Origin of the sequence: Pseudonocardia sp. T1-2H, from assembly GCF_038039215.1 — a bacterium.
Lineage (GTDB): Bacteria > Actinomycetota > Actinomycetes > Mycobacteriales > Pseudonocardiaceae > Pseudonocardia.
Window position 1 is genome coordinate 2,031,216 of the sequence record NZ_JBBPCL010000001.1, and the last position, 23,372, is coordinate 2,054,587.

The 23,372-nt window shown below is 72.3% G+C and carries 21 protein-coding genes; 12 read left to right on the forward strand and 9 right to left on the reverse strand.

What is annotated here, in order from left to right:
• Positions 1 to 200: 200 nt before the first annotated feature.
• The 12 genes from WBK50_RS10170 to WBK50_RS10225 all read left to right on the forward strand — a co-directional run bounded on the left by WBK50_RS10170 (position 201) and on the right by WBK50_RS10225 (position 12,171).
• Positions 201 to 386 carry a hypothetical protein gene (locus WBK50_RS10170; RefSeq protein ID WP_341335353.1) on the forward strand — a complete coding sequence of 62 codons (186 nt, stop codon included), beginning with the start codon at positions 201 to 203 and terminating at the stop codon, positions 384 to 386.
• A complete protein-coding gene (locus tag WBK50_RS10175; RefSeq protein ID WP_341339352.1) occupies positions 386 to 1,627 on the forward strand; it encodes a metal-dependent hydrolase family protein in 1,242 nt (413 codons plus the stop codon). Before WBK50_RS10170 ends, WBK50_RS10175 begins: the two co-directional genes overlap by 1 nt.
• A gap of 74 nt (positions 1,628 to 1,701) precedes the next feature.
• On the forward strand, positions 1,702 to 3,096 hold the full coding sequence (locus tag WBK50_RS10180; protein WP_341335354.1) for an APC family permease: 1,395 nt from the start codon (positions 1,702 to 1,704) through the stop codon (positions 3,094 to 3,096).
• Positions 3,097 to 3,137: 41 nt separating this feature from the next.
• Complete coding sequence (locus WBK50_RS10185) at positions 3,138 to 4,268, forward strand: FAD-dependent oxidoreductase (RefSeq protein WP_341335355.1); 1,131 nt, start codon at positions 3,138 to 3,140, stop codon at positions 4,266 to 4,268.
• Between the two features lie 13 nt (positions 4,269 to 4,281).
• Positions 4,282 to 4,683, forward strand: coding sequence for a hypothetical protein (locus WBK50_RS10190; RefSeq protein ID WP_341335356.1), 402 nt, complete (start codon positions 4,282 to 4,284; stop codon positions 4,681 to 4,683).
• Positions 4,684 to 4,714: 31 nt separating this feature from the next.
• Positions 4,715 to 7,234 (forward strand): xanthine dehydrogenase family protein molybdopterin-binding subunit, encoded by a 2,520-nt coding sequence (locus WBK50_RS10195; protein WP_341335357.1) that lies wholly within the window; start codon positions 4,715 to 4,717, stop codon positions 7,232 to 7,234.
• On the forward strand, positions 7,235 to 8,092 hold the full coding sequence (locus tag WBK50_RS10200; protein ID WP_341335358.1) for an FAD binding domain-containing protein: 858 nt from the start codon (positions 7,235 to 7,237) through the stop codon (positions 8,090 to 8,092).
• A complete protein-coding gene (locus WBK50_RS10205; RefSeq protein ID WP_341335359.1) occupies positions 8,092 to 8,664 on the forward strand; it encodes a (2Fe-2S)-binding protein in 573 nt (190 codons plus the stop codon). The genes WBK50_RS10200 and WBK50_RS10205 overlap by 1 nt, the downstream gene beginning before the upstream one ends.
• Complete coding sequence (locus WBK50_RS10210) at positions 8,657 to 9,577, forward strand: AAA family ATPase (RefSeq protein WP_341335360.1); 921 nt, start codon at positions 8,657 to 8,659, stop codon at positions 9,575 to 9,577. Before WBK50_RS10205 ends, WBK50_RS10210 begins: the two co-directional genes overlap by 8 nt.
• The gene (locus tag WBK50_RS10215; protein ID WP_341335361.1) at positions 9,574 to 10,797 is read left to right on the forward strand and encodes a VWA domain-containing protein; all 1,224 of its coding nucleotides are present in this window, start codon (positions 9,574 to 9,576) and stop codon (positions 10,795 to 10,797) included. Before WBK50_RS10210 ends, WBK50_RS10215 begins: the two co-directional genes overlap by 4 nt.
• The gene (locus tag WBK50_RS10220) at positions 10,794 to 11,225 is read left to right on the forward strand and encodes a RidA family protein (protein ID WP_341335362.1); all 432 of its coding nucleotides are present in this window, start codon (positions 10,794 to 10,796) and stop codon (positions 11,223 to 11,225) included. Before WBK50_RS10215 ends, WBK50_RS10220 begins: the two co-directional genes overlap by 4 nt.
• A gap of 91 nt (positions 11,226 to 11,316) precedes the next feature.
• On the forward strand, positions 11,317 to 12,171 hold the full coding sequence (locus WBK50_RS10225) for a fumarylacetoacetate hydrolase family protein (RefSeq protein ID WP_341335363.1): 855 nt from the start codon (positions 11,317 to 11,319) through the stop codon (positions 12,169 to 12,171).
• Between the two features lie 233 nt (positions 12,172 to 12,404).
• Here the strand turns inward: WBK50_RS10225 and WBK50_RS10230 are convergent, their stop codons facing one another.
• The 9 genes from WBK50_RS10230 to WBK50_RS10270 all read right to left on the reverse strand — a co-directional run bounded on the left by WBK50_RS10230 (position 12,405) and on the right by WBK50_RS10270 (position 23,362).
• A complete protein-coding gene (locus WBK50_RS10230; RefSeq protein WP_341335364.1) occupies positions 12,405 to 12,932 on the reverse strand; it encodes a hemerythrin domain-containing protein in 528 nt (175 codons plus the stop codon).
• Positions 12,933 to 13,304: 372 nt separating this feature from the next.
• Positions 13,305 to 14,390: a DUF917 domain-containing protein gene (locus WBK50_RS10235; protein ID WP_341335365.1), complete on the reverse strand. Its 1,086-nt coding sequence runs from the start codon at positions 14,388 to 14,390 to the stop codon at positions 13,305 to 13,307.
• A complete protein-coding gene (locus tag WBK50_RS10240; protein ID WP_341335366.1) occupies positions 14,377 to 15,945 on the reverse strand; it encodes a hydantoinase/oxoprolinase family protein in 1,569 nt (522 codons plus the stop codon). The genes WBK50_RS10235 and WBK50_RS10240 overlap by 14 nt, the downstream gene beginning before the upstream one ends.
• Positions 15,945 to 16,976: an LLM class flavin-dependent oxidoreductase gene (locus WBK50_RS10245; RefSeq protein WP_341335367.1), complete on the reverse strand. Its 1,032-nt coding sequence runs from the start codon at positions 16,974 to 16,976 to the stop codon at positions 15,945 to 15,947. Before WBK50_RS10245 ends, WBK50_RS10240 begins: the two co-directional genes overlap by 1 nt.
• Positions 16,973 to 19,285: a xanthine dehydrogenase family protein molybdopterin-binding subunit gene (locus WBK50_RS10250; RefSeq protein WP_341335368.1), complete on the reverse strand. Its 2,313-nt coding sequence runs from the start codon at positions 19,283 to 19,285 to the stop codon at positions 16,973 to 16,975. The genes WBK50_RS10245 and WBK50_RS10250 overlap by 4 nt, the downstream gene beginning before the upstream one ends.
• Positions 19,282 to 19,752, reverse strand: coding sequence for a (2Fe-2S)-binding protein (locus WBK50_RS10255; RefSeq protein WP_341335369.1), 471 nt, complete (start codon positions 19,750 to 19,752; stop codon positions 19,282 to 19,284). Before WBK50_RS10255 ends, WBK50_RS10250 begins: the two co-directional genes overlap by 4 nt.
• A gap of 7 nt (positions 19,753 to 19,759) precedes the next feature.
• Positions 19,760 to 20,617: an FAD binding domain-containing protein gene (locus WBK50_RS10260; protein WP_341335370.1), complete on the reverse strand. Its 858-nt coding sequence runs from the start codon at positions 20,615 to 20,617 to the stop codon at positions 19,760 to 19,762.
• A gap of 89 nt (positions 20,618 to 20,706) precedes the next feature.
• Positions 20,707 to 22,269: a hydantoinase/oxoprolinase family protein gene (locus WBK50_RS10265; RefSeq protein WP_341335371.1), complete on the reverse strand. Its 1,563-nt coding sequence runs from the start codon at positions 22,267 to 22,269 to the stop codon at positions 20,707 to 20,709.
• On the reverse strand, positions 22,253 to 23,362 hold the full coding sequence (locus WBK50_RS10270; protein ID WP_341335372.1) for a DUF917 domain-containing protein: 1,110 nt from the start codon (positions 23,360 to 23,362) through the stop codon (positions 22,253 to 22,255). The genes WBK50_RS10265 and WBK50_RS10270 overlap by 17 nt, the downstream gene beginning before the upstream one ends.
• Between the last annotated feature and the right edge of the window lie 10 nt (positions 23,363 to 23,372).

Consider the following 23,372-nt stretch of genomic DNA (forward strand, 5'->3'; position numbering starts at 1 on the left):
ACAGCCGCGTTTCGGCAAGCGCGGAAACGCTTCCGCAACCGGCTCGAAACAGCTTTTCCCCACCCGAGCCGGCGCGGATTTCGCCTCCCGTTTCGGGAGCGTTCACGCCCTCCCTTCCGCGATTCGGCCGCGCAGGCCACGGTTCTCGGCACCACCTGCGGCCATCCGGGCCACGGGCCCCGCACCGAGGAGCGCCGCGTATGCCGTCCACCTGGTTGCTGATCGAAGGCGGCACCGTCGTCGACGGCGCGGGCAACCCGCCCCTGGTGGGCGCGTCGGTGCTGGTCCGCGACGGGCTGATCCACGACGTCGGCAGCCACGTCACCCGTGATCTGGTGCCGCGGGGGAGACGCTGCGCGAGCTCGACGCGACCGGGCGCACCGTGATGCCCGGACTGATCGACGCCCACTGCCACATGACCTACGGGGAGTCGCGCTCCGAGGAGGAGATCGACCTCTACACGAGCCCCGAGGCCCGCACCCTCAAGGCGGCCTTCCACGCGCAGAAGGTGCTGCGCTCCGGCGTCACCGGAATCTCCCAGCCGGGCGGCAGCTACTACATCGGTGTCGCCCTGCGCGACGCGATCGCCGACGGCATCGTGCAGGGCCCCCGGATGACCTCCGCGGGGCGCTACCTCTCCACGAGCAACGGGCTCACCGACTGGTACCCCGACTCCGTCGGAGTTCCCGAGGGCTCCATCGGCATCGTCCACAACCGGCTCGACGACATGATCGACGAGGTCCGCCACCAGGTGAAGAACGGGGTGGACCTGATCAAGCTGGCGGACAGCCCCTACGGCGATTTCCAGGCGTTCACCACCCACGAGATGACCGTGCTCGCCGACCTCGTGCACCAGCTCGGCAAGAAGATCACCATCCACGCCCGCGGCTCCGCGGAGGTCGACGCCGCGGTCACGGCCGGGGTGGACTGGATCATGCACGGCAACATCATGAGCGACGAGACGATCGCCCACCTCGCGGAGTCGGGGATCCCGCTGGTCCCCACCCTGCTGCTGCTCGCCAACGCCGGCGACTGGGGGCACCTCGTCGGCGCGCCCGTCCCGCTCCGGGACGGGATGAAACGGATGCTGGAGAGGTCCGCGGACACGCTGCACCGCGCGCACGCCGCCGGTGTGCCGATGGTGCTCGGTACCGACAGCGGGTTCTCGCTCACCCCCTACGGCGTGTGGCACGCCCGCGAGCTCGACCTGCTCATGACCTACGCCGGGCTCACCTCGCTGGAGGCGATCCGGGCCGGAACCGCCAACGGCGCCCGCATGCTCGGGCTCGACGGGAAGATCGGAACCGTCGCGCCCGGGATGATCGCCGACCTGATCGTCGTGAACGGCGACCCCGTCGCGGACATCACCGTCCTGCAGCGCCGCGACGCCATCGAGACGGTCATCTCCGGCGGCGCGGTCGTCGAGTTCGACGAGGAGGCGATCGCCCGCTCGTGGCCGCACGAGCGGGGCATCGGCTACTCGGTCACCGACCTCACCTACGACGTCGTACACGGCGCCGACCCGCGGGACCTGCCGCCGGTCGACCCGTTCACCGTCTCCCCGGAGCAGGCCCACGACCTCGTCTCCGACCTCCGCCGGCGGGAACGGTCCGCCGGCAGCTTCTGATCGCCGCGTTCCCCCGGAGCGCGCCGTACCCCGCTCGTCCCCCTGTCGTAAGACGCACGAGAGAGGCACGCCCAATGTCCACCAGTGACGACCTGTCCGAGGACGGCCTCGACGACATCGAGCTCGTCGACGAGAAGCCCCTGTCCTGGTTCGACGTCTCGGCCATCGGCACCGGCGAGATGCTCTTCACGGCCGGCTGGGCCTGGATCGTCTTCATCGCGGCGTCCTACGGGATCCTGTGGTCGATCCTCGGGTTCGTCGGCGGGGCCATCGTCATCCACACCGCATGGTGGCTCTACCGCGAGATGATCACGGCGGTGCCCGAACCCGGCTCGCTGCAGTCCTACGCCCGCGAAGCCGGGGTGTTCCCGCTCGGCACCAGCTACCTGATCCTCTACGCACCGGTGTACGGCGCGTTCATGTGGCTAGAGCTGCTCATCGCCGACGAGCTGCTGGCGCTGCTGTTCCCGGGCGTGCCGGCCGCGGTCTGGCCCTACGTCGTGCTCGTGCCGGTCATCGCGCTGAACCTGCTCGGCCACCAGATCACCGGCAAGGTGCAGTCGATCCTGGTCGTGATCACCCTCGCCGCGGACCTCGTGCTGGCCGTCGCCGTCATCGCGCTCATCGCGAACACCGAGGCGTGGGACATGAACTGGCCGTCGCCCACGCCGGTCACCTTCATGACGTTCTTCACCGTGGCCGGCCTCTGGCTGGGGATCATGGCCGGGATCATGGAGGTCCAGCAGGTCCTCGTGGACGAGTGGAAGGACTTCCGGCGCTCCCGCGACGTCGGCCTGATGTCGGCGGCATGGCAGCTGTGGATCCGGCAGATCCCGCTGGCCCTCGGCGTGCTGGGCAGCCTGCCGGTCGCCGCGCTGCTCGTGATGCCGGTGCCCACCATCGGCGTCGTCGAGGCGAAGTTCGGTCAGAACCCGCTCTTCTACCTCGCGTTGTTCGCGATGCTGATCGCCACCTACACCACGCTGTCCGTCTACTTCATGGGCATGGGCAAGATCCTCGCCCTGTACAGCCAGCAGGGTGCGCTGCCCCGCGCCGTCGGCCGCTACTCGCGCCGCTCCGTGCCGTGGGTCGCGATCGTCATCCTGGGCCTGTTCGCCCTGATCGGCGCGTACTGGTCGGACTTCGCCTTCGTCTCGCACGTCCTGTCGACCTGGTCGACCACCCTCTACTTCGTCGTCGCGCTCCTCTATTTGCTGATGAAGCGGCGCAAGGACCTCGACCGGCCGATCGTGTCGAGGTTCGGCACCCCGCTGGCGGTGTTCCTGCTGGTCTTCACCGCGATCATCGGCGTCGCGATCGCGATGACGGACTGGACGGCCGCGCTCACCTGGGTCGCCCTCGTCGTGATCGTCGTGCTCTACGACATGTTCGTCGTCCCGCGGACCAAGCGGGGCGCCTTCTACCGCGAGCAGATCCTTCGCCGGCGCACCTCGGCGGCTCGTCTCTAGAACCGGACACCTTCCTCCGTACGACCTCGAAAGGACCGCCCATGGGCAAGCCCAGGCACGCGGAGATCGCCGGCGCCGGACTCGGCGGGTTGGCGGCGGCGATCGCGCTCGCACAGCACGGATGGAGCGTTCGCGTCCACGAGCGTTCGGACAGCCTGCGCATGTTCGGCGCCGGCATCTGGTTGTGGGAGAACGGCCTCCGCTCGCTCGACGCGCTGGGTGTCGAGCAGGCGGCGACCAAGCGGGCCAAGCGGATCGAGACCCTGGTCGCGCGGGATCCGGAGGGGCGGCCGCTGATGCACCGCTCCTTCGGATCCGGGGACCGGCTGATGCTCCCGCCGCGGGCGGACCTCTACGACGCGCTCATCGCCCGCGTGGAGGAGCTCGAGGTCGACATCGAGCTGAGCTCCACCGCCGTCGGGGCGACCAAGCACGGCGAGCTCGAGCTCGAGGACGGCACCGTCCGGAAGGCCGACCTGGTCGTCGCGGCCGACGGCGTCTTCTCCCGGTTGCGGGAGACCCTCCTGCTGACCCGCCGGGTCGACTACCTCGACGAGGGATACACCCGGCTGCTGATCCCGCGGCGCGACGGCGACCCGGCCACCGAGATCACGGAGTACTGGAGCGGGTCCCGGCGGCTGCTCTACGACCCCTGCACCGACGACGTCAACTACGTCTGCCTGTGCTGCCCGGTCGACGACGAGGCGGGCCGCCGGGTGCCGGTCGACAAGGGGACGTGGCTCGAGTCGTTCCCGACCCTCGGCGGCATCATCGAGCGGATCGAGGACACCGGGCGCTGGGACCGCGCCATGCGGGTCACCACCCGGGCGTGGTCGAGCGGCGTGGCCGCGGTCGTCGGCGACGCCGCGCACGGGCAGCCGCCGAACCTCGGGCAGGGTGCCAACCTGACGTTCCAGAACACCCTCGCGCTCGCGGAGTACCTGGAGCGCGAGTCCGACGTGGCCGCCGCCCTGACCAGATGGGAGCGCAAGGAGCGGCCGCTCACCGACCACATCCAGCGCTGGACCGACCTCTACGGCCGGGCCGCCAGCGCCTGGCCCGACCGTTTCGCCCACCGGCGCAGCCAGGTCCTGGAGGCGGTCACCCGGATCCCGTGGGTGGACCGGCAGCTGAACAGAGCGGCGCGGCACCGGCCCGTCGGCGCCCGCTGAGCAGGAGGTTTTCATGAGTGAGCCCGCAGGTACGCAGTACCTCCCGCGCCCCGAGACGATCACCCCGGACTACATGCGCGACGTGCTCGACGAGTACTACGCGAAGAAGTGGAACGGGAACAAGGACACCGTCGCCGCCGTCGCGCAGTGGCGGAACTGGCCCCTCGTCGTGCGGATGCCCGACCTCAAGCAGGACTTCACCGTCCTGATCGACGACGGGGTGGTGCAGAAGGTCTCCATCGGCCTGCCCGAGCGGCCGCGGATCCTCACGGTGATGCTCGCGGACACGATGCAGCGCATCTACTACGACGAGACCACCTCGGCCATCGAGTCCATCTCCGGCCGGATCAAGATCCGCGGCAACGAGGTGGAACGGCGCAGGCTCCTCGCCGCGATCTCGTTCCTCACCTGGTGATCATGTCCTCGCCCGTCCAGGAGGCACGACAGTGACCGAAGCACCACCTCGTTCCACGACCGGCACCGCGCCGCACCGCCTCGTCGGTACCTCGGTGCCGCGCAAGGAGGACCTCGCGCTGCTCACCGGCACCGCGCGGTTCATCGACGACATCACCCTCCCCGGGATGGTCCACGCGAAGGTCCTGCGCAGCACCGTCGCGCACGCCCGGGTCCGCTCCGTGGACACCGGGCCGGCGCGCGCGCTGCCCGGCGTGCTCGACGCGCTGGCGGGCGCGGAGCTCGTCGGCAAGGTCAAGCCGTGGGGCGACCTCATGCAGGACCTCCTGGTCGGCGACCACTTCCCGTTCGCCACGGACAAGGTGCTCTACGAGGGCCAGGAGCTCGCGGCGGTCGTCGCCGAGACCGCGTACCAGGCGCTCGACGGGTGCGAGTCCGTGGTCGTCGACCTGGAGCGGCTCCCCGCCGTGGTCGACCCGGAGGCCGCGCTGCGCCCGGACTCCCCGCTCGTCCAGGAGGGGATCGTCTACGAGTTCGGGGACGGCAACATCTTCGACCGCTACAAGGTCCGCATCGGCGACTTCGAGGCCGCCGAGCGCGAGGCGGCCGTCGTCGTCCGGCAGCGTTTCGCCACGAACAAGCAGGCCGGCGCCGCGCTCGACCCGCACGGCTGTGTGGCCAGCTACGACTCCTTCACCGGCGTCCTGACGCTGTACTCGTCCACTCAGTCGATCTACATGGTGCGGGACGTGCTCGCGGACGTGCTGCAGATCCCGCGCACCAAGGTCCGGGTGATCGTGCCCGAGGTCGGCGCGGGCTTCGGCTCGAAGGCGCAGATCTTCGGGCACGAGGTCATCGCCTCGCTGTTCTCGATGCGTCTCGGCCGGCCGGTGAAGCTGGTGCTCGGCCGCGGGGAGATCTTCCGGGCGGGCACGACGCGCAACGCCCAGGTCCGCTACGCCGAGCTCGCGATGACGGCCGACGGCGACATCACCGGGTACCGGGACTACGTCGTCCACAACACCGGCGCGATGTCGGTGTGGGGCAACCAGGTCGTGCACATCGGCACCAACGTCGGCATGTTGCCGTACCCGATCCCGAACATCCACGTCGACTCCGACATCGTGCACACGACCACCGCGCCCGGCGGTCCGTTGCGCGGCTTCGGGATCCCGCAGGTCATCTGGGCCAAGGAGCAGCTCGTCGACATGGCGGCGCGCGAGCTCGGGCTCGACCCGCTCGCGGTCCGGGCCCGCAACGTCGTCGACCCGGAGGAGTTCCCGTTCCGGACCCCGATGGGGCACATCATCGATTCGACGTCGATCAAGCAGTGCCTGCTGGCCAGTGCGGACGCGATCGGCTGGTCCGCCAAGCGGGCCGCGCCGGTGCCGTACGAGGGTCTGGGGCTGGCCGTGTCCATGAAGTACACGAGCTGCCGACACCCCTCGCTGGACACGGACCTCTCCGCCGTGCGGCTGCGGCTGGAGACCGACGGCACGGTCACGATCTACTCCAGCGACGTCTCGCACGGGCAGAGCCACGCCACGATGCTGTCCCAGATCGTCGCCGACGGGCTCGGCGTCGGCATCGAGAAGATCAGCCTGGCCCCGCCGGACAGCATGACCGCCCCGTTCGGGCTCGGCACGTACGCCAGCCGCGGCGCCGCGGTGCTCGGCACCGCCTGCCGGCTCGCGACAGAACGCCTGCGGGACAAGGTCCTTGCGATCGCCGCGCACATACTTGAGGTCGGCCCCGAGGACCTCGACGCGGGGAACGACCGCGTGTACGTCAAGGGGCTACCGGACAGCGGCATCCACCTCGAGATCATCGCGGCGACCGCCGCCTATCGCACCCACCAGCTCCCGCCGGGCTTCGAGCCGACCCTCGAGACGGTCGCGACGTACGACACGCCGACCGAGCGGGAGGCGTCGAACGGCTCGGGCAACCTCAGCGTGACCTACTCCGGAGCAGCGCACGCCGCGCACGTCCGGGTCGACCCGGACACCGGGCAGATCACCGTCGTGGACTACGCGATGGTCCACGACACGGGCACCGTGATCAACCCGCTGGTCGTCGAGGGACAGCACCAGGGCGGGTTCCTGATGGGGCTCGGGATGGCCCTGAGCGAGGACTACGTCTACGACGAGGACGGCCACCAGCTCAACGCCTCGTTCAAGGACTACCTCGCGGTGACGGCACCGGACGTCCCGGAGCTGACGAAGACCTACGAGATCCCCGCACCGTCGACGACCATCCCGGGCGGGCAGAAGGGCGCCGGGGAGTCCGGGACCGGACCGGTTCCGGCCGCGATCGGCAACGCCGTGTTCGACGCGACCGGCGTCCGGTTCACCATCCTGCCGATCACGCCGCAGCGCATGTTGGTCGCCCTGCGCGAGAAGGAGCGGCGAGGTGTCGACACGATCCGCTACCCGGACGACATGCCGGACTTCGCCGGGCCCCGCACGCCCGAGGAGTGGCCGAGGCCCACCGCCGCCGACGGCGGGGACTTCGACTTCGACTTCGACTGGGACGCAGAAGAGGACACGGACTAGATGAAGCCCTTCACCTGGCTCGCACCGGACACCACGGCGGGCGCCGTCGCGATGCTCCGCGAGTACGCGCCGGACGCGCGGGCGATCGCCGGCGGGCAGAGCCTGCTGCTGGCGCTCAAGGACCGCAGCGCTCGGCCGACCCACCTGGTGTCGCTGTCCGGGATCGACGAGCTCGCCGGCCTCCGGACCGCCGACGACGGCTCCCTGGTCGTCGGTGCGGCGACCACGTACGCGATGCTGGCCCGGGCGTCGTTGCCGGGCTGGCACGGGGTCCTGGCCGAGGTCGCGGGCGATCTCGCGGACCGCCCCGTGCGGAACCGGGGCACGATCGGCGGCGCCCTCTGCACCGCCGACCCCCGGTACGACATGCCGGCGTTCGCGATCGGGGTGGGCGCGCGGCTGCAGGTCCGCGGCGCGTCCGGGGACCGGGTCGTGGCCGCCGAGGGCTTCGCCGCGGACGCGGGCGTGACCACGCTCGGCCCCGACGAGATCCTCACCGCCGTCGTCCTGCCCCCGCTCGGCACCTGGGACGCGGTGGCGTTCGAGAAGTTCCGCCACCGCGTGTTCGACGCCGCGATCGTCTCGGTCACCTGCGCCCTGCGCGGTGGGCGGGACGGGACCGCGGCCGAGGCGCGGCTGACGGTCGGTGGCGCGACGCCCGTCCCCGTCACCGTTGCGGGCGCGGCCGCCCTGCTGGCCGGGGGCGCGTCCGCCGCCGAGGTCGGGACGCGGGCCGCCGACGAGGTGCTGCCGGGCGGCACCGCCGGCGGCGAAGCGGTCCGGTACCGGCATGAGCTGATCCGCTCGCTCGTCCGCCGCGCGGTCGACCGGGCCCTGTCCGACGTGAGGACTGTCTGATGCAGAAGGTCACGCTGACCGTCAACGGCCGCGAGGTCACCGCCGAGATCGACGAGCGAACCCTGTTGCTGGAGTTCGTGCGCGACACCGCCGGCCTCACCGGTACCCACAACGGCTGCATGGAGGCCCGTTGCGGGTGCTGTGCGGTCGAGGTCGACGGCGACATCGTCAAGTCCTGCAACGTCCTCGCGGTGCAGGTGGACGGCGCCGAGGTCACGACGATCGAGGGGCTGGCGCCGCAGAAGCTGGGGCCGGTCCAGCAGGTGACGACCCAGACCCTCGCCGGCGTGTACGAACCGGTCGACGCGATCCGCAGCAGCGTCGAGGACCTGCACCCGTTGCAGGCGGCCTTCCACCGGTGCCACGCGCTGCAGTGCGGCTTCTGCACACCCGGCATGGTCATGGTGCTCAAGGACTTCCTGGAGGAGAACCCGTCGCCCTGCCGGGACGACGTCCGGAAGGCGATCGCGGGGAACCTCTGCCGCTGCACCGGATACCAGCACATCGTCGACGCCGCGATGGAGGCCGCCGAGGTGATGCGGGGCTCCGGGGCGACCACGACCGATGACTGACCCGGGGCCGGGCGAGGTCGATTCCGGGGCCGACCCGGTCGCGGATCTCGTGTCGGCGCTGGCGGCGACCGGGTATGTCGCCGACCGGCCGCTCGGGATGGTGCTCCACCTGGCGGGCGCCCTGGAACTCCCGGTGCTGCTGGAGGGCGAGCCGGGGGTCGGCAAGACGTCCGTGGCCGAAGCCCTCGCCGAGGCCACGGGCGCCCGGCTCGTCCGGCTCCAGTGCTACGAGGGCCTGGCGGCGCACCACGCCCTCTACGAGTGGGACTACGCCCGCCAGCTGCTCGCGATCCGCGTGGCCGAGGCGCGTGGCACGGTGGGGGAGGAGCTGCAGCGGACGATCTTCTCCGAGGAGTTCCTGCTGCGCCGGCCGCTGCTGGAGGCGATAAGTCCCACCGACGACGCCCGGCCGGTCGTGCTCCTCGTCGACGAGCTCGACCGCGCCGACGAGGAGTTCGAGGCCCTGCTGCTCGAGCTGCTGGCCCAGTTCCAGGTCACCGTGCCCGAGCTGGGGACGATCACCGCGACGCGCAGGCCGCGGATCGTCCTGACCGCGAACCGCACCCGCCCGCTGTCCGACGCGCTCCGCCGTCGATGCCTCTACCACTGGCTGCCCTATCCCGACCTGCAGCGGGAGATCGAGATCGTCGAGGCGCGGCTGCCCGGCTCGGCGGAGGGCCTCGTCCGCCGGGCGTGCGAACTGGTCGGGCGGCTGCGGGCGGGGGAGTACCGCAAGGCGCCGGGCATCTCCGAGACCGTCGACTGGATCCGCGCGCTGACCCTCGTCGGCGGCGAGCTGGACGACGGGCTGGTCGACGAGACGCTGGGTTGCCTGCTCAAGGACGGCGACGACCTCGAACGCTTCCGGGGGGCCGACGGACGGCGGGTGCTCCGCGAGGCGGGCGTCGCATGAGCGCCGGTGATCTCCGGCGCCCCGTCGACCGCGGCGGCGTCCGCACCGCGCATCTCGCACGGGCCCGGGAGGCCCGGGCCCGGCGCACCGGTCGTCCCGCCCACGACGTCGCGGTCTTCGCCGACCTGCTCCGCGGCTGCGGGGCGACCGTCCCCGGCGGTGCGGTCGCCCGCGCCGTGCGGGCCCTCGGCGTCGTGCCGCTCGACCGGGCCGCGGACGTCCGGGACGCCCTGGGCTGCACCCTCGCCTCGGACCGGCCCGGCCGCCGCCTGTTCGACCTGGTCTTCCCGGTGTTCTGGAGCTCGGCCGAGATCCAGCCGCCGGGCACCGCCGCCGACGCGTCACCGGCCCCCGCCGCCGGCGGCACCACCGCGGACGCGGGCCGGGACGGATCCGGCCTAGACGAGGCAGCGCCGCGCGCCCGGGACCGCCGCACCCCGCGCGCGTCGTACGGACGGCACCACGGCAGCCCGGTGTCGGTCGACGAGATCGACGGCCGGCAGATCGACGCCCTCGCCCGGCGGTTCGCGGCGGCCCTGGCCCGCGCGCCCGGCCGGCGCCGCCGCACCGCGACCGCCGGCGACCTCGTCGACCTGCGGTCGAGCCTGCGGCACAACCTCCGGACGGGCGCCGAGCTGCTCGTCCTGCTGCGGTCGGCGCCGAGGCCGCGACGGGCCCGGCTGGTCGTGCTGTGCGACGTCAGCTCGTCGATGGCGCACGTGACGCCGCTGTTCCTGACCTTCGTCCACGCCCTGGCCCGGCCCGCGAAGGTCGTGGAGATCGGAGTGTTCAACGTCGAGCTGACACTCGTGGGCGAGGTGTTCCGCGGCCGGCCCCGAGGCGTCGCGTTGCGCTGGCTGCGGGCCCAGGACAGCGCGCTGGCCGGCGGCACCCGGATCGGCCACTGCCTGCGCCGGTTCCTCGACGCGGTGGAGCCGCAGCTGACCCGGGACACCGTCGCCCTCGTGCTCAGCGACGGGTGGGACGTCGACGAGCCCGAGCTCCTCGCCGCCCAGATGCGCAGGCTCCGGCGCGGGGTTTCCCGCGTCATCTGGTGCGACCCGCACGCCGCGGCGACCGGGTACGCGCCCGAGGTCCGCGGGCTGCGCGCAGCGCTGCCCCTGGTCGACGACCACCTCGACCTCTCCGGACCGCCCGCGCTGCGGGCACTGATCGACCATCTCGAACGCACCCCGACCCCTCGGAGGATCCCCGCATGACCAGCTCCGCCCGACCTGTCCGCGAGGAGCTCGGCCTCCCCGGGATGCCGCCCCCGCTGTCCCACTACACCGACGCCGTCCGCTTCGGGGACCTGCTCTTCGTCTCCGGGATGGTCGCCCTGGACGAGAACGGCGAGATCGTCGGCCCCGGTGACGTCGCGGCCCAGGCCCGCCGGGTCCACGAGCTCCTGGGCGCAGTCTTCGCGCAGGTCGGGGCGTCGTTCGCCGACGTGCTGAAGGTGACCGTCTTCCTGCTCGACGCGGGGGATCGGCACGCCGTGAACGAGGTCCGCAAGGAGTTCTTCGGTCCCGCGCGCCCGGCGAGCACGCTGATCCAGGTGGGGGCGCTCGTCGTGCCCGGACTCCTGGTGGAGATCGAAGCGGTGGTCGGGATCCCGGCAGGCGAAGGGCGTCACGATCTCGGATAGTGCCCGGTGCCGGCCGGCGAACCGTCGCACGCATCGCCGACGGCGTCACCGCACTCGCCCGAGCATCCCATCTCGTCCTCGAGGAGATCCCTTGCGTCTCGCCAATGTCGCCGGCCGGCTCGTCCTGCTCGACCCCGACGGGAAGGCCGTCGACGTGGAGGCCGCCAGCGGCGGCCGGTTCGGTCCCGACCCGCAGGCGGTCTACGCCCGCTGGGCGGAGTTCGGCGAGTGGGCCGCGACGGCGCCGCTCGACGGTGCCGTCCCGGTCGCCGACGACGAGTTCGACGCGGTGGTGCCGCGGCCGCCGCAGGTGTTCGCGATCGGCCTGAACTACCGCGACCACGCCGACGAGTCGGGCTTCGACCAGCCCACCGAGCCGGTCGTCTTCACGAAGTACGTGTCCAGTTTCACCGGCCCTCGCGGGGACATCACGCTCTCGCCGGGCAATGTGGACTGGGAGGTCGAGCTGGTCGCCGTCGTCGGCGTCGGCGGCCGCGACATCGCCGAGGCCGACGCGTGGGACCACGTGGCGGGGTTCAGCCTGGGTCAGGACATCTCCGACCGCGTCACCCAGTTCGCCGCCCCGCCCGCGCAGTTCGGGCTGGGCAAGTCCCACCCCGGGTTCTCCCCGGTCGGGCCGAGCCTGGTGACGCTCGACGAGCTGCTCGCCGCCGGGCTCGACCCGACCGACCTGGAGCTCGGCTGCCTGGTCAACGGGGAGAGCGTGCAGGAGGGCCGGACCCGGGACATGATCTTCCCGGTCCCGACGATCATCGCGAAGCTCTCGGCGATCGTCACCCTCCTGCCCGGCGATGCCATCTTCACCGGCACCCCGGCCGGGGTCGGGATGGGCAGGACACCTCCCCGGTTCCTGCAGGCCGGCGACGAGCTCGTCACCTGGTGCACCGGGATCGGCGAGATGCGCCACCGCTTCGTGGCGCCGTGATCGGGGGCGCCACGAAGCCGGTTCCTCCGGGGCCGGGCGCAGTGGCGCCACCCTGCGCCCGGGCGTGGGGGAGGCGGGCGCAGGACCCCGAGTGGTGGGGCGGACGTCCCGGTCCCGGCGTTGCCGGCCGCGTCCATGAAGGACACGATCAAGCTCTGCGCAACCCCGACGGCACGTTCGTCGCGGGCAGCCCGAAACGTCCGGCTCAGCGGACCACCAGGTCCGCCAGGTCCTCAGCTCGCGTCGTCCGCAGGTGTGATCAGGCGAGGACGGCGTCGATCGTCTTCTTGAGGGCGCTCGGCTGCGAGGGCCGGCGCGGCGCGTCCTTGCGCATCTCCAGCATCCGGGCGCCGATTTCCTGGAAGCTCCTTGCGTCCGAGGGCTTCCCGTACCTGCGGGAACCACTCGTCCTCCTCTTCCTCGATGTGGTGGCTGACGTTCTCGATCAACACCGTGGTCTTGGCGTCGAAGCGCTCGTCATCGGGCTTCATCGCGGCGAGCTCGACACACAGGACGTCGGCGACGTGGTGCTCCTCGTAGGACTCGAGCACGTCGTCCTCCAACTCCGGGACCCGCTTCCTGACCTCCGGGTACATGCACTCGTTCTCGAGGTAGGTGTGCACCGTGAGGGTTTCGATGATCGCCTCGACGATCCGGCCCTTCGTCTTCAGTGCGTTCTCGCCGGCATTCTCGAAGTCGCGGAAGAGCTTGCGGATCTGCTTGTGATCATCCTTGAGCAGCACGATCGCGTCGGTGGACATTGATCTCCCCTCCAGGTCGCCTGTGGTCAACCGGAGCATGCCCAGCCCGGGCGAGACCCAACCACACGAGCATCCGAACGGGTGTCGGATCACGGCTTGTGCTGGTCGGTGCGCTGCGGTCACGAGGTGACCGGGAGTGCGTGTACGCCGTAGACGGATCCGTCGTGTTTGGCCGGGATCTCCTCCAGCGGGGCGGCGAGCGCCAGGGTCGTTCGGGAACACGATGTTCGAGCAGGGCGAGCGTGCCGGTTGAGCGAGGTCCCGGGACGCTGGTGACGAGGCGCGTCGCCGTTGTCCGGAACACCGACGGCCGGCTCCAGCCGCCGGTGATCCCCGCCCGCCAGGAGGTGGACGGGGATCACTGCGGTGCGGTCACCGCACGGGGAACCGCTCCTCGATCGGGACGAAGTCGAAGTCGTACCCGAAGTAGCGCGGCCCGACGATCTCCAGCCCGGCCGGGGTCCGCCACCGCGGATCGCACGGTGCGGCGGCCACCGTGACCCGGAAGCCGTAGCGGAGGTCCTCGGTGGTGATGGGCTGGCCGGTCTCGGAGTCCAGGACCATGATCAGGTCCGGGACCGAGGCGAGCACCTCGCCGTCGCGCTCGGCGACGAGGTGCTCGTTCTGCGTCTGCAGGCGCAGGGTCGCGCCCGCGTCGTCGTGCAGGCCCTCGATGCGGACCTCGGCGCGGGCGAAGCCGCCCTCGGTCCGGCGGTGCACGTCGACGACCTTGCCCTGGAACAGCTGGACGCCGCCCAGGTACTTCGGGACCACCGCGGCCGGGTCGCCGTGCGCCTCCCGGGTCTCCCGCACGAGCCGGCCCAGCTCCTCGGCCGTCCGCAGGGTGTTCGGGATGGTGCACTCGCGTAGCCGTTCCGCGGCCAGCGGGTACAGCCCGATCAGCGCGGCGCAACCCATGTCGATGGTCTGCGATCGGGCGAGCCGCTCGGTCCACCGGTTGTCGATCGCATCGATGATCGAGGCGTTGCCCTTGTCGTCGGCGATCGCCATCGGCGCGGCCTTGCCACCGAACAGCGTGGGCATGCACATCTGCAGTTCCGGGAACGCGCGGCCCATCAGGTCCGCGTCGATCATCGGCAGCCGCTCCCGTGCCGCCAGGCAGAACGGGATCATCGAGTTCATGCCGCCGATCTCGATCGGCATGGTGTGGGTCGCCCGTTGGCCCAGGTGGTGTTCGAGCTTGCGGAACGCGGTCACGACCTCGTCGCCGCTGGGGAGCTTCTCGACCATCACGGTCGGGGCGCCCATCATCGCCGAGGGGATCACGAAGGCGTCGTCCGGAACCTCGTCGAGGTCCACGACCTCCACCGGCCCGTGCTCACGGATCGCCTCGCGGGCCAGCAACATTCCGATGTAGGGGTCCCCGCCGCCGCCGGTGCCGAGGATGCCGGCCCCGAGGGCGATGTCGGAGAGCTGCCGCTCGTCAACGAGTCGCAACGGTCTTCCTTCCGAGCTGGAGATCCCCGACGGCCTTCACCTTGATCCGGATCGCGTTACCGGGCACGTAGGCGAGCGCCAGCTCCTCCTGGTCGACGATCCGGACGGAGTCGGGCACCGCACCCGCGGCGACGGCGCGTTCGGCGGCCAGTTCCCGGGCCTGCTCGAGTGCGGCGTCGCGGGAGAGCTGCGGGCCGACCGAGAACATCTGGTCCACCTCGCCGCCGACCTGGGCGATCGCGGCCCCGATCGCGTTGGCGACCGAGTGGTGAGCGGGCCTGATCAGGCGGGCGGCGCCCGGCAGGGTGTCGCCGAGCAGGATGCTGCCACCACCGACGACCACCACGGGGATGGCGTCCGAGGCGGTCTTCATCCGGTCCACCGCCTCGCCGATCCGGTCCTCGATGCTCGCCAGCGCGCGGCGGACCAGGTCCGGGTCCACGTCGGCGACCCGGCGGGCATCGCCGACCTCGGCCCTGCCCCCGGCCACCGCGATGTCGGTGGCGGTCAGGGTATCCCCGCCGAACACCCGGCCGAGGTGGGTCAGCCGGTAGCCGACGCTCTCGGGACCGACCAGCGGATCGGCGCCGACGCGCACGTGGCTGCCGCCGCCGATGCCGAGCGGCAGCACGTCGGGCATGCGGAAGTTCGTCCGCACGCCACCGACCTCGATCGTCGATTTGGCCTCCCGTGGGAAACCGTTGACGAGCATGCCGACGTCGGAGGTCGTGCCGCCGATGTCGACCACCGCGCAGTCCTGCAGCCCGGAGAGCAGCGCGGCCCCGCGCATCGAGTTCGTCGGCCCGGAGGCGAACGTCGAGACGGGGTAGCGCTCGGCCTGCTCCACGGTCATCAGCGTGCCGTCGTTCTGGCTGATGTACATCGGGGCGTCGATCCCCGACTCCCGCAGCGCGGCGCGGAACGCCTCGGTGATGTGCCCGGCCAGCTCGGCGAGGCTCGCGTTCATGATCGTCGCGTTCTCGCGCTCGAGCAGCCCCATCCGGCCGAGCTCGGCCGACCGGCTGATCGCCACGTCCGGCACGGTCTCCCGGATGATCTCCTCGGCCCGCCGCTCGATCTCGTCGTTGATCGGGGAAAACACCGACGAGATCGCGACGGCCCGCAGGCCCTTCGCCGCGATCTCGTCGGCCACCCGCTTGAGCTCGTCGGCGTCGAGCGGGGCGATCTCACGGCCGTCGAACTCGTGTCCGCCGTGGCACAGGTAGACGTGCCGGCCCACCGCGTCGCCGAGCCGCTCGGGCCAGTCGATCATGGGCGGCAGCGCCCTGGTGGCCGGCAGCCCGAGCCGGACGCTCGCGACCTCGAGCAGCCGGCGGGCCTCCACGACGGCGTTGGTGAAGTGCGTGGTGCCGATCATGACGGTCTCGACGGTCTCCGCCGCGATCCCGCTCTGGGCGAGCAGGCTGCGCAGGCCGTCGAGGATGCCGGTGGTGACGTCGGCGGAGGTCGGGCTCTTGACCTCCGCCAGCACCCGGTCACCGTCCATCAGCACCGCGTCGGTGTTGGTGCCCCCGACGTCGATCCCGATCCGCATCAGCCCACCGTCCGGTGGCGGACCTGAGGCAGCACCTCGCGCGCGGTGAGCTGCACGACTTCCTTGGCGCGGTCGGTGGCCACCGGGGCCAGGTCCACCGCGTCGGCACCGGCGTCGATCAGGGCCTGGATCTTCGCCGCGCACTCGTCCGGGTCGCCGGCGACGACGAGGTCCTCGACCCACTGGTCGGGCATCTCGCGCAGGATCAGCGCGGCGGGGTCGTCGCCGCCCCGCTGATACATGTCCCACAGCTCGTCGCCGATGCCGTAGATGTCGGTGAGGCCGGACTTCGGCACCGCCGCGAGGTAGAACGCGGCGGCGGTCCGCGCCTCCTGCTTGGCCTTCGCGCCGTCCTTGTCGACCGAGTAGAGCGCGTAGCACGACACGCGGTGGTGCTCGCCCTCGCGACCGGCCTTGGCCTGTCCCTCCGCGACCCGCTCACGCAGCCAGCGCAGGTACTTCGTCCCGGCGAGCACCGACACCAGGGTGGCGTCGGCGATCTCGCCCGACAGGTTGAGCATCCGGGGCCCGATGACGCCCATGTAGATCGGCAGCTTCGTCGTGGCCGGGTGCACCAGCTGGATCTTGTCGAACGAGTGGACCTTGCCCTCGTAGGTGACCTCCTCGCCGTCCAGCAGCCGGCGCACGTTGGTGACCGTCTCGCGCATCGCGGTGTAGGGGGACTTAGGCATGACGCCCATCTGCTCCACCCAGTGCGGGACGCCGAGCCCGATACCGGGCCAGACCCGCCCGGGGTACATGCGGTCGATCGTGGCGAGCTCCATGGCCAGCGCCGCGGGGTGGCGCGCCATCGCGGACACCACACCCACGCCGACCTTGATCTCGCTGGTCGCGTTCAGCGCCGCCATCGCGCCGGAGATGCCGCCGTAGAAGAAGTAGTCCTCGGGGATCCACAGCTCGCCGAAGCCCTCCCGCTCGGCCAGGGCCGAGATCTCCGGGATCTGCTCGGGCGGCAGCTGGCTGGAGACGAGCAGGCCGACGGGGGATCCGTCAGGTGCGGGGGTGTTCATCGCGTCGTTCCTTTCGCGGGGCTCTCGGACTCCTCGCGTAATGCCGCCAGGACGTCGAAGGGGGTGATGGGAAGGTTGCGGATGGGCTTGCCGATCGCGTCGGAGACCGCGCTGGCGATCACCGCGGCGACCGGGATGATCGAGGGCTCGCCGGCGCCCTTGGCCCCGTAGGGGCCGTCCGGCCAGGGGTTGTCCAGCAGTGCGATGTCGATCGGTGGTGCCTCGAACACCGTCGGCAGCCGGTAGTTCTCCAGGCTGTGGTCCACGGTCGCGCCGTCGATCACGCGCAGGTCCTCGTAGAGCGCGTAGCCGACGCCCTGCAGCACCCCGCCGTGGATCTGGCCCTCCACCTGCTGCGGGTTGATCGCGCGGCCGACGTCCTGGGCCACGACGTAGCGCAGGACGGTCACCTTCCCGGTGTCCGGGCAGACCTCCACCTCGGCCGAGTGCACGTGGTAGGTGGGGGTCGCGAAACCGGTGAACAGGGCGCCGGCGAGGCAGCCGGAGTCGAACTGCACGGGCGGGGTGATGTGTCGACCGGTCGCCGAGATCGGCCCCGCGGTGTAGAGCGCGGTCTGGGCCACCGCCGCTAGCGCGACCTTCGCGCCCGGGGAGCCCGCCACCTGGATGTGCCCGTCGGCGAGCTCGAGGTCTGCTGCGGAGGCCTCCAGCATGGTCGCGGCCACGTCGAGGAGCTGCTCGCGGACCTGGGCGCTGGCCTGCACGGCCGCGTTGCCCAGCGAGAACAGCGTCCGGCTGCCCTGGGCGCCGCCGTCGTAGGTCCCGGCGTCGGTGTCCGCGGCGAGGATGATCACGTCGTCCGCGGTCAGCCCGAGCTCCTCGGCGACGATCTGGCGCAGCCCGGCGGCCACCGCGCCGGTGCCGATCTCTGCGCCGGCGCAGATCACGCCGGCGGTGCCGTCCTCGTTGATCTTGACCGTGGCGCCGCCGGGGCCGGGGTTGGTCAGCCAGGTGACCGCGCCGATGCCCTTGCCACGCAGCACCTTCCGGCCGTCGGCCGGGGCGGTCTCCGTCGCCCACGGGGCGATCTCCTCGACCCTGGCGAAGCCCTCCTCGAAGACCGCGTCGTCGAGGACCTGGCCGTTGGCGATGGCCTCACCGGCCTTGACCACGTTGCGCAGCCGCAGCTCGCGGCGGTCGATGCCGAGCTCCGCGGCGATGTGGTCGATGTGCTGCTCGAGGGCGAACATCGCGTAGGGGCCGTTGACGCCCCGGAACGCCGCCGTCGGCGCCGTGTTCGTGTAGACCACCCGGGTGCGGTAACGGGCGGCGGGCACCCGGTAGGTGCCGCCGAACACCAGCCCCGGCACCGCGGCGCACGCGACGATCTCGCCGCTGTACGCGCCGTTGTCGGAGAGGGTGTCGGCCTCCTGGCCGAGGATCTCGCCGTTCGCGGAGACCGCCGTCCGGATGCGGATCTTGGCGTTCTCCCGCGGTCCGGCGGTCTGCAGCTCCTCCCGGCGGGTGTTGACCAGCCGCACCGCCCGGCCGGTCTTGCGCGCGAGCACGCAGACGAACGGCTCGAGCATCGCGTCGATCTTGCCGCCGAAGCCGCCGCCGATCGTGCTGACAACGACGCGCACCTTCGAGGCCGGCACGCCGAGCCACTCGGCCAGCCGGTCCCGGACCAGGAACGGGAACTGTGCCGGGGTGTGTACGACGTAGCGCCCGCCCTCGAAGCGGCCGACGGCGGCGTGCGGCTCGATCGGGGACTGGTGCTGGCGCTGGGTGGTGAACTCGTCCTCCACCACCAGGTGGGCGCCGGCGAACGCGGCGTCCACGTCGCCGCGGTCCAGCGTGGACTCCCAGGCGACGTTGCCCGAGCGGGGCCCGGGTGCCAGCATCGGGTAGGACTCCCACGCGGGGTGGATCAGCCGGGCGCCCTCGGTGAGCGCGGCATCCATATCGGTCAGCGCGTCGAGCGGGTCGATCTCCAGCTCGATCGCGGCGACCGCGGCCTCGGCCTGCTCGAGCGAGTCGGCCGCCACCGCGGCGATCGGCTCGCCGATGTAGCGGACGTCCTCGCGGGCGAACATCGGCTGGTCCTTGAGGATCCAGCCCGAGGTGGTGTCCGGGACGTCCGCGGCGGTGATGATCGCGTGCACCCCGGGCATCGCGGCCGCCCGCGTCGTGTCGAGGCGCCGGATGCGGCCCGCGGGCACCGGTGAGCGCAGCAGCCTGGCCTGCAGCGTCCCGGTCTGGCCGTGGTCCATGCCGTAGACCGCGGCGCCGCGCACCTTGTCGTCGCCGTCGGCGCGGCGGGCGTTGGTCCCGACCACGCGCGTCATGACCGGCCCCCGTTCCCGGCGACGGCCAGCGCCGCCTCGACGATCTTGTGGTAACCGGTGCAGCGGCAGATGTTGCCGGCCAGCGACTCCTTGACGGCGGCCTCGTCCGGGCCGGCGTCCTGCTCGAACAGGGCGGTCAGCGCCATGAGGATGCCCGGCGTGCAGGCGCCGCACTGCACGCCGCCGTGCTCGAGCAGCGCGTCCTGCAGCGGGTTCAGCGGCCCGTCCGGGTCCGCGAGACCCTCGACCGTGCGGACGGCGCGGCCCTCGGTGAGTGCGACCGGCGTCAGGCACGACACGACCGGCCGGTCGTCGACGAGCACGGTGCAGGCGCCGCAGCGGCCCTCGGCGCAGCCCGGCTTGGCGCCGGTGAGCCCGAGCCGGTCCCGCAGCACCGACAGCAGGGGGGTCATGTCCGGTGCGTCGACCTCGACGGGCCGTTCGTTCACCGTGAACGAGTGGGACATCAGTTGCTCACTTCTGCTGGTCGGGGGAGGTGAGGGCGCCGGCGGCGGTGCGGGCCAGCGCGGGCAGGACGGCGAGGCGGTACCAGCCGGGGGCGTCGAGGCCCTCGCGCGCGGTGCACTCGGCGGCGGCGGCCTGTCCGGCCCGCTCGGCGACGGCGTCGTCCAGCGGGCCGCCGACCAGTGCCGCGGCGGCCGCGGGGGAGAGACGGGCGACCTCCTCGACGCCGCCGACGGCGACCCGGGCCGCGGAGACGGCGGCACCGTCGAGGTCGACCGACAGCGCGACCGAGGCGACCGCGTACTCTCCGCCGCCACGGACGGTGAGCCGCTCGAACGCGGAGCGCCGGCTCGCCGGGGCGGGGACGACGACGCGCACGATCAGCTCGCCGGCCGGCCGGGTGCCCCGGGAGGCCAGGTACCCGACGAGCTCCTCGGTCCGCTCGCCGTCCGGCGTGGCCACCACGACGGCGGCGTCGGCGGCCAGCAGCGCCGGCACGAGGTCGGCCTCCGGGAAACCGGCGGCGGCGATGTTGCCGCCCACGGTCGCGGCGCTGCGCACGGCGGGGAACGCCGACCGGCGGGCCGCGTCGACGATCCCGGCCAGCGCCGGGGGGCCGTCGAACGCGGCGAGCTCGTCGTGGGTGACGGCGGCACCGATCTCGACCGTGCCGCCGGCGGTCCGGATGCCACGCAGCTCCACGAGCCCGTCGAGGGCCACGTAGACGCGGGCGACCCGGGCATCCTGCAGCGGCGCCCGCATGATCCAGGTGCCGCCGGCGAGCGCCGCGCCGTCGCCGCCGAGCTCGCTCAGTTCGCGTACCGCGTCGGCCAGCGACGCCGGCCGGCGAACCTCGGAGCGGGTCATGGCCCCCGGGTCGGTCCGCCGGGGTGGGCTCGTTGTCGTCATGGCGTTGTCGTCCTCCTTGTCGCACGTGGTGGAGATGAAGCGGTGTCTCAGCCGAACCGCAGCGGTCCGGCCGCCTTGGCCCTGATCCGCACCGCGGGGTCGGTCAGATAGGCCAGCGGGACCTCTTCGATGTCGACGATCTCGGTGCGTTCCGGGTCCGCACCCGCCCGCACGGCCTGCTGGCGGGCACTCTCGGCCGCCTCCGCGACGGCGGTGGAGCGGCCGCCGACCCCGAACCGGGCGATCCGCTCGACCTGCCCGCTGACCTGACCGATCGCGGCGCCGATCGCGTTGGCGACCTCGTGGTCGGGCGGGCGGAGCACCTCGCTGACCCCGGGTACCCGGTCGGGCACGAGGAAGCCGGCCCCGCCCACCACGATCAGTGGCTGCTTCCCGCGCACGACCTTCGCCTGGTCGACGGCCTCGGCGAGCAGCGCGTCGGAGCGCGCGAGTGCCTCGGCGAGCGCGGCGCGGTGCCGGGCCGGGGGTCGGCGGTGGCCGACCTCGACCCGTCCGCCGGCCACCGCCGCGTCGGTGAGCGTCGCCGTGGCACCGCCGAACACCAACGCCGACTCGGTGAGCCGGTAGCCCACGCTCTGCGGGCCGACACGGACCGGACGCTCCCGGCCCGCCACGACGGTCCCGCCGCCCAGTGGCAGCGTGACCAGCCCCGGCATCCGGAAGTTCGTCCGGACGCCGCCGATCCCGGCCGGGTCGCCCGACTCGCCGGGGAAACCGTTGAGCAGCACCCCGACCTCGGTGGACGTGCCGCCGACGTCGGCCACCAGGGCGTCGCGCACCCCGCTGATGTGCGCCGCCCCGCGGATGCTGTTGGCGGGCCCGCACCCGATGGTCAGCACCGGGTAGCGCAGCGCGTACTCGAGCTCCATGAGGGTGCCGTCGTTCTGCGCGAAGTACTCCGCCGGCCGCAGGCCCTGCCGGGCGAGCGCCTCACCGAAGGAGCGGGCGACCGTCTCCGCGACACCGACCAGCGCGGCGTTGAGGACCGTCGCGTTCTCCCGCTCGATGAGGCCGATGCTGCCCACCTCGTGGCTCAACGACACGTGCACGTCGCCGAGGACGGCCCGGGCGACGGCCTCGGCCGCCAGCTCGTGGCGGTCGGAGACCGCCGAGAACACGCTGGTGATCGCCACCGCCTCCGCGCGGTCCCGGACCGAGGCGAAGAACCGGGCCGCCGCGTCGGGGTCGAACGGCGCCACCTCGGTGCCGTCGAACTCGATGCCCCCGTCGACCACCGCCGTGCCGGCCGCCACCGCGGCCCGCAGATCCGGCGGGAAGGTCGCCAACGGCGGCACCGCGCGGGTGGCCGGGCCGCCGATCCGCAGGACCGCGACCCGGCGCAGCCCGGTGCGCGCCAGCAGCGCATTGGTGGCATGGGTGGTGCCGAGCATGGCGTGCGTGATGCGGTCCCGGCCCTCGCCGAGCCGGGCGAGCACCGCCTCGATGCTCGCGGCGATGCCGGTGGTGACGTCAGGGGTGGTCGGGACCTTGGCCTTGGCCAGCAGCACGTCGTCGCGGTCCACGACGACGGCGTCGGTGTTGGTGCCGCCGACGTCGATCCCCAGTCGCAGGTCAGCAGGCACGGTCATGGCCCGGGTCGACGGGGGAGTAGGGGAAGCGGTAGCCGAACGCGGCGGGACCGGCGACGGCCAGCCCTTCCGGGGTGCGCCACACGTCGGGGCACCCGAACGCGAGGACGGCGACGCGCTGCCCGTAGCGCAGCTTCTCGGTGACGATCGCCTCGCCGGAGCGGGTGTCGAGCACCGTGATGATGTCCGGCACGCAGGCCCGGACCGCGCCGTCCTCCAGCGCGGCGAGGTTCTCGTTCTGGATCTCCAGACGGAGCAGCCGACCCGCGGCCGCGTCCTCGACGATCACCGACCCGCGGACGAAACCGCCCGCCGTCTCCCGCTCGACGTCGATCACCTTCCCGCGGATGAGCTCCACCGCGTCCAGCTCGCCGACCACCACGTCGACCGGGTCGAGGGAGTCCCCGGCCGGGCGCGCCATGGCCGTGCCGAGGGCGAGGGCCCGGGAGACCGATCCGGGCACCGTCGCGCGGCGCGCGGTCTCGACGTCCATCAGGTACAGCGCGGCGACGGCGGCGCCGCCGAAGGCCGCCGTGGAGGACCGGAGCAGGCGCTCGGTCCACCCGACGCCGCCGGTACGGATCACCAGGGTGTTCAGCCGCTCGTCGGTCATCACGCACGGGCTCGACGGCACCCCGGCGAGGTTCATCGTCATCTGCGGCATGGTCGGAAAGGCCCGGCCCATGCCGTCGGCGTCCACGTACGGGAGCCGCAGCCGCGCCGACCAGGTGAGCGGGATCAACCCGTTCGAGCCGCCGATCTCGAACGGCATGATCGCGACGACGGGCCGGCCGGTCAGGGCCTGCACCTCCTCGACGAGCCGGCCGCCCTCGCCACCGTTCTCGAGCTTCTCGATCGCGATGGTCGGTGCGCCGACGAGCCCGCAGGGCATCACGAGGCCGTCCGCGGGGAGGTCGGCGAGATCGACGAGATCGACCGCACCGTGCCGGCGGATCGCCTCGCCCGCCATCAGCACGCCGACCAGGGGATCGCCGCCCCCACCGCCACCCAGTACCGCGCACCCACGAGCCAGCGCCGGCAGATCGTCCTCGCCGATCTTTGTCCGATCGGCCCGATCGTGGTCCTCGGTCATCCTGGCTCCG

What these genes read in the sequence shown, in the direction of transcription:
- WBK50_RS10170 (WP_341335353.1), top strand. Translation starts at nt 201, where the DNA reads ATGCCGTCCACCTGGTTGCTGATCGAAGGCGGCACCGTCGTCGACGGC.
- WBK50_RS10175 (WP_341339352.1), top strand. Translation starts at nt 386, where the DNA reads ATGCCCGGACTGATCGACGCCCACTGCCACATGACCTACGGGGAGTCG.
- WBK50_RS10180 (WP_341335354.1), top strand. Translation starts at nt 1,702, where the DNA reads ATGTCCACCAGTGACGACCTGTCCGAGGACGGCCTCGACGACATCGAG.
- WBK50_RS10185 (WP_341335355.1), top strand. Translation starts at nt 3,138, where the DNA reads ATGGGCAAGCCCAGGCACGCGGAGATCGCCGGCGCCGGACTCGGCGGG.
- WBK50_RS10190 (WP_341335356.1), top strand. Translation starts at nt 4,282, where the DNA reads ATGAGTGAGCCCGCAGGTACGCAGTACCTCCCGCGCCCCGAGACGATC.
- WBK50_RS10200 (WP_341335358.1), top strand. Translation starts at nt 7,235, where the DNA reads ATGAAGCCCTTCACCTGGCTCGCACCGGACACCACGGCGGGCGCCGTC.
- WBK50_RS10205 (WP_341335359.1), top strand. Translation starts at nt 8,092, where the DNA reads ATGCAGAAGGTCACGCTGACCGTCAACGGCCGCGAGGTCACCGCCGAG.
- WBK50_RS10210 (WP_341335360.1), top strand. Translation starts at nt 8,657, where the DNA reads ATGACTGACCCGGGGCCGGGCGAGGTCGATTCCGGGGCCGACCCGGTC.
- WBK50_RS10215 (WP_341335361.1), top strand. Translation starts at nt 9,574, where the DNA reads ATGAGCGCCGGTGATCTCCGGCGCCCCGTCGACCGCGGCGGCGTCCGC.
- WBK50_RS10220 (WP_341335362.1), top strand. Translation starts at nt 10,794, where the DNA reads ATGACCAGCTCCGCCCGACCTGTCCGCGAGGAGCTCGGCCTCCCCGGG.
- WBK50_RS10230 (WP_341335364.1), bottom strand. Translation starts at nt 12,932, where the DNA reads ATGTCCACCGACGCGATCGTGCTGCTCAAGGATGATCACAAGCAGATC.
- WBK50_RS10240 (WP_341335366.1), bottom strand. Translation starts at nt 15,945, where the DNA reads ATGCGGATCGGGATCGACGTCGGGGGCACCAACACCGACGCGGTGCTG.
- WBK50_RS10245 (WP_341335367.1), bottom strand. Translation starts at nt 16,976, where the DNA reads ATGAACACCCCCGCACCTGACGGATCCCCCGTCGGCCTGCTCGTCTCC.
- WBK50_RS10250 (WP_341335368.1), bottom strand. Translation starts at nt 19,285, where the DNA reads ATGACGCGCGTGGTCGGGACCAACGCCCGCCGCGCCGACGGCGACGAC.
- WBK50_RS10255 (WP_341335369.1), bottom strand. Translation starts at nt 19,752, where the DNA reads ATGTCCCACTCGTTCACGGTGAACGAACGGCCCGTCGAGGTCGACGCA.
- WBK50_RS10260 (WP_341335370.1), bottom strand. Translation starts at nt 20,617, where the DNA reads ATGACCCGCTCCGAGGTTCGCCGGCCGGCGTCGCTGGCCGACGCGGTA.
- WBK50_RS10265 (WP_341335371.1), bottom strand. Translation starts at nt 22,269, where the DNA reads ATGACCGTGCCTGCTGACCTGCGACTGGGGATCGACGTCGGCGGCACC.
- WBK50_RS10270 (WP_341335372.1), bottom strand. Translation starts at nt 23,362, where the DNA reads ATGACCGAGGACCACGATCGGGCCGATCGGACAAAGATCGGCGAGGAC.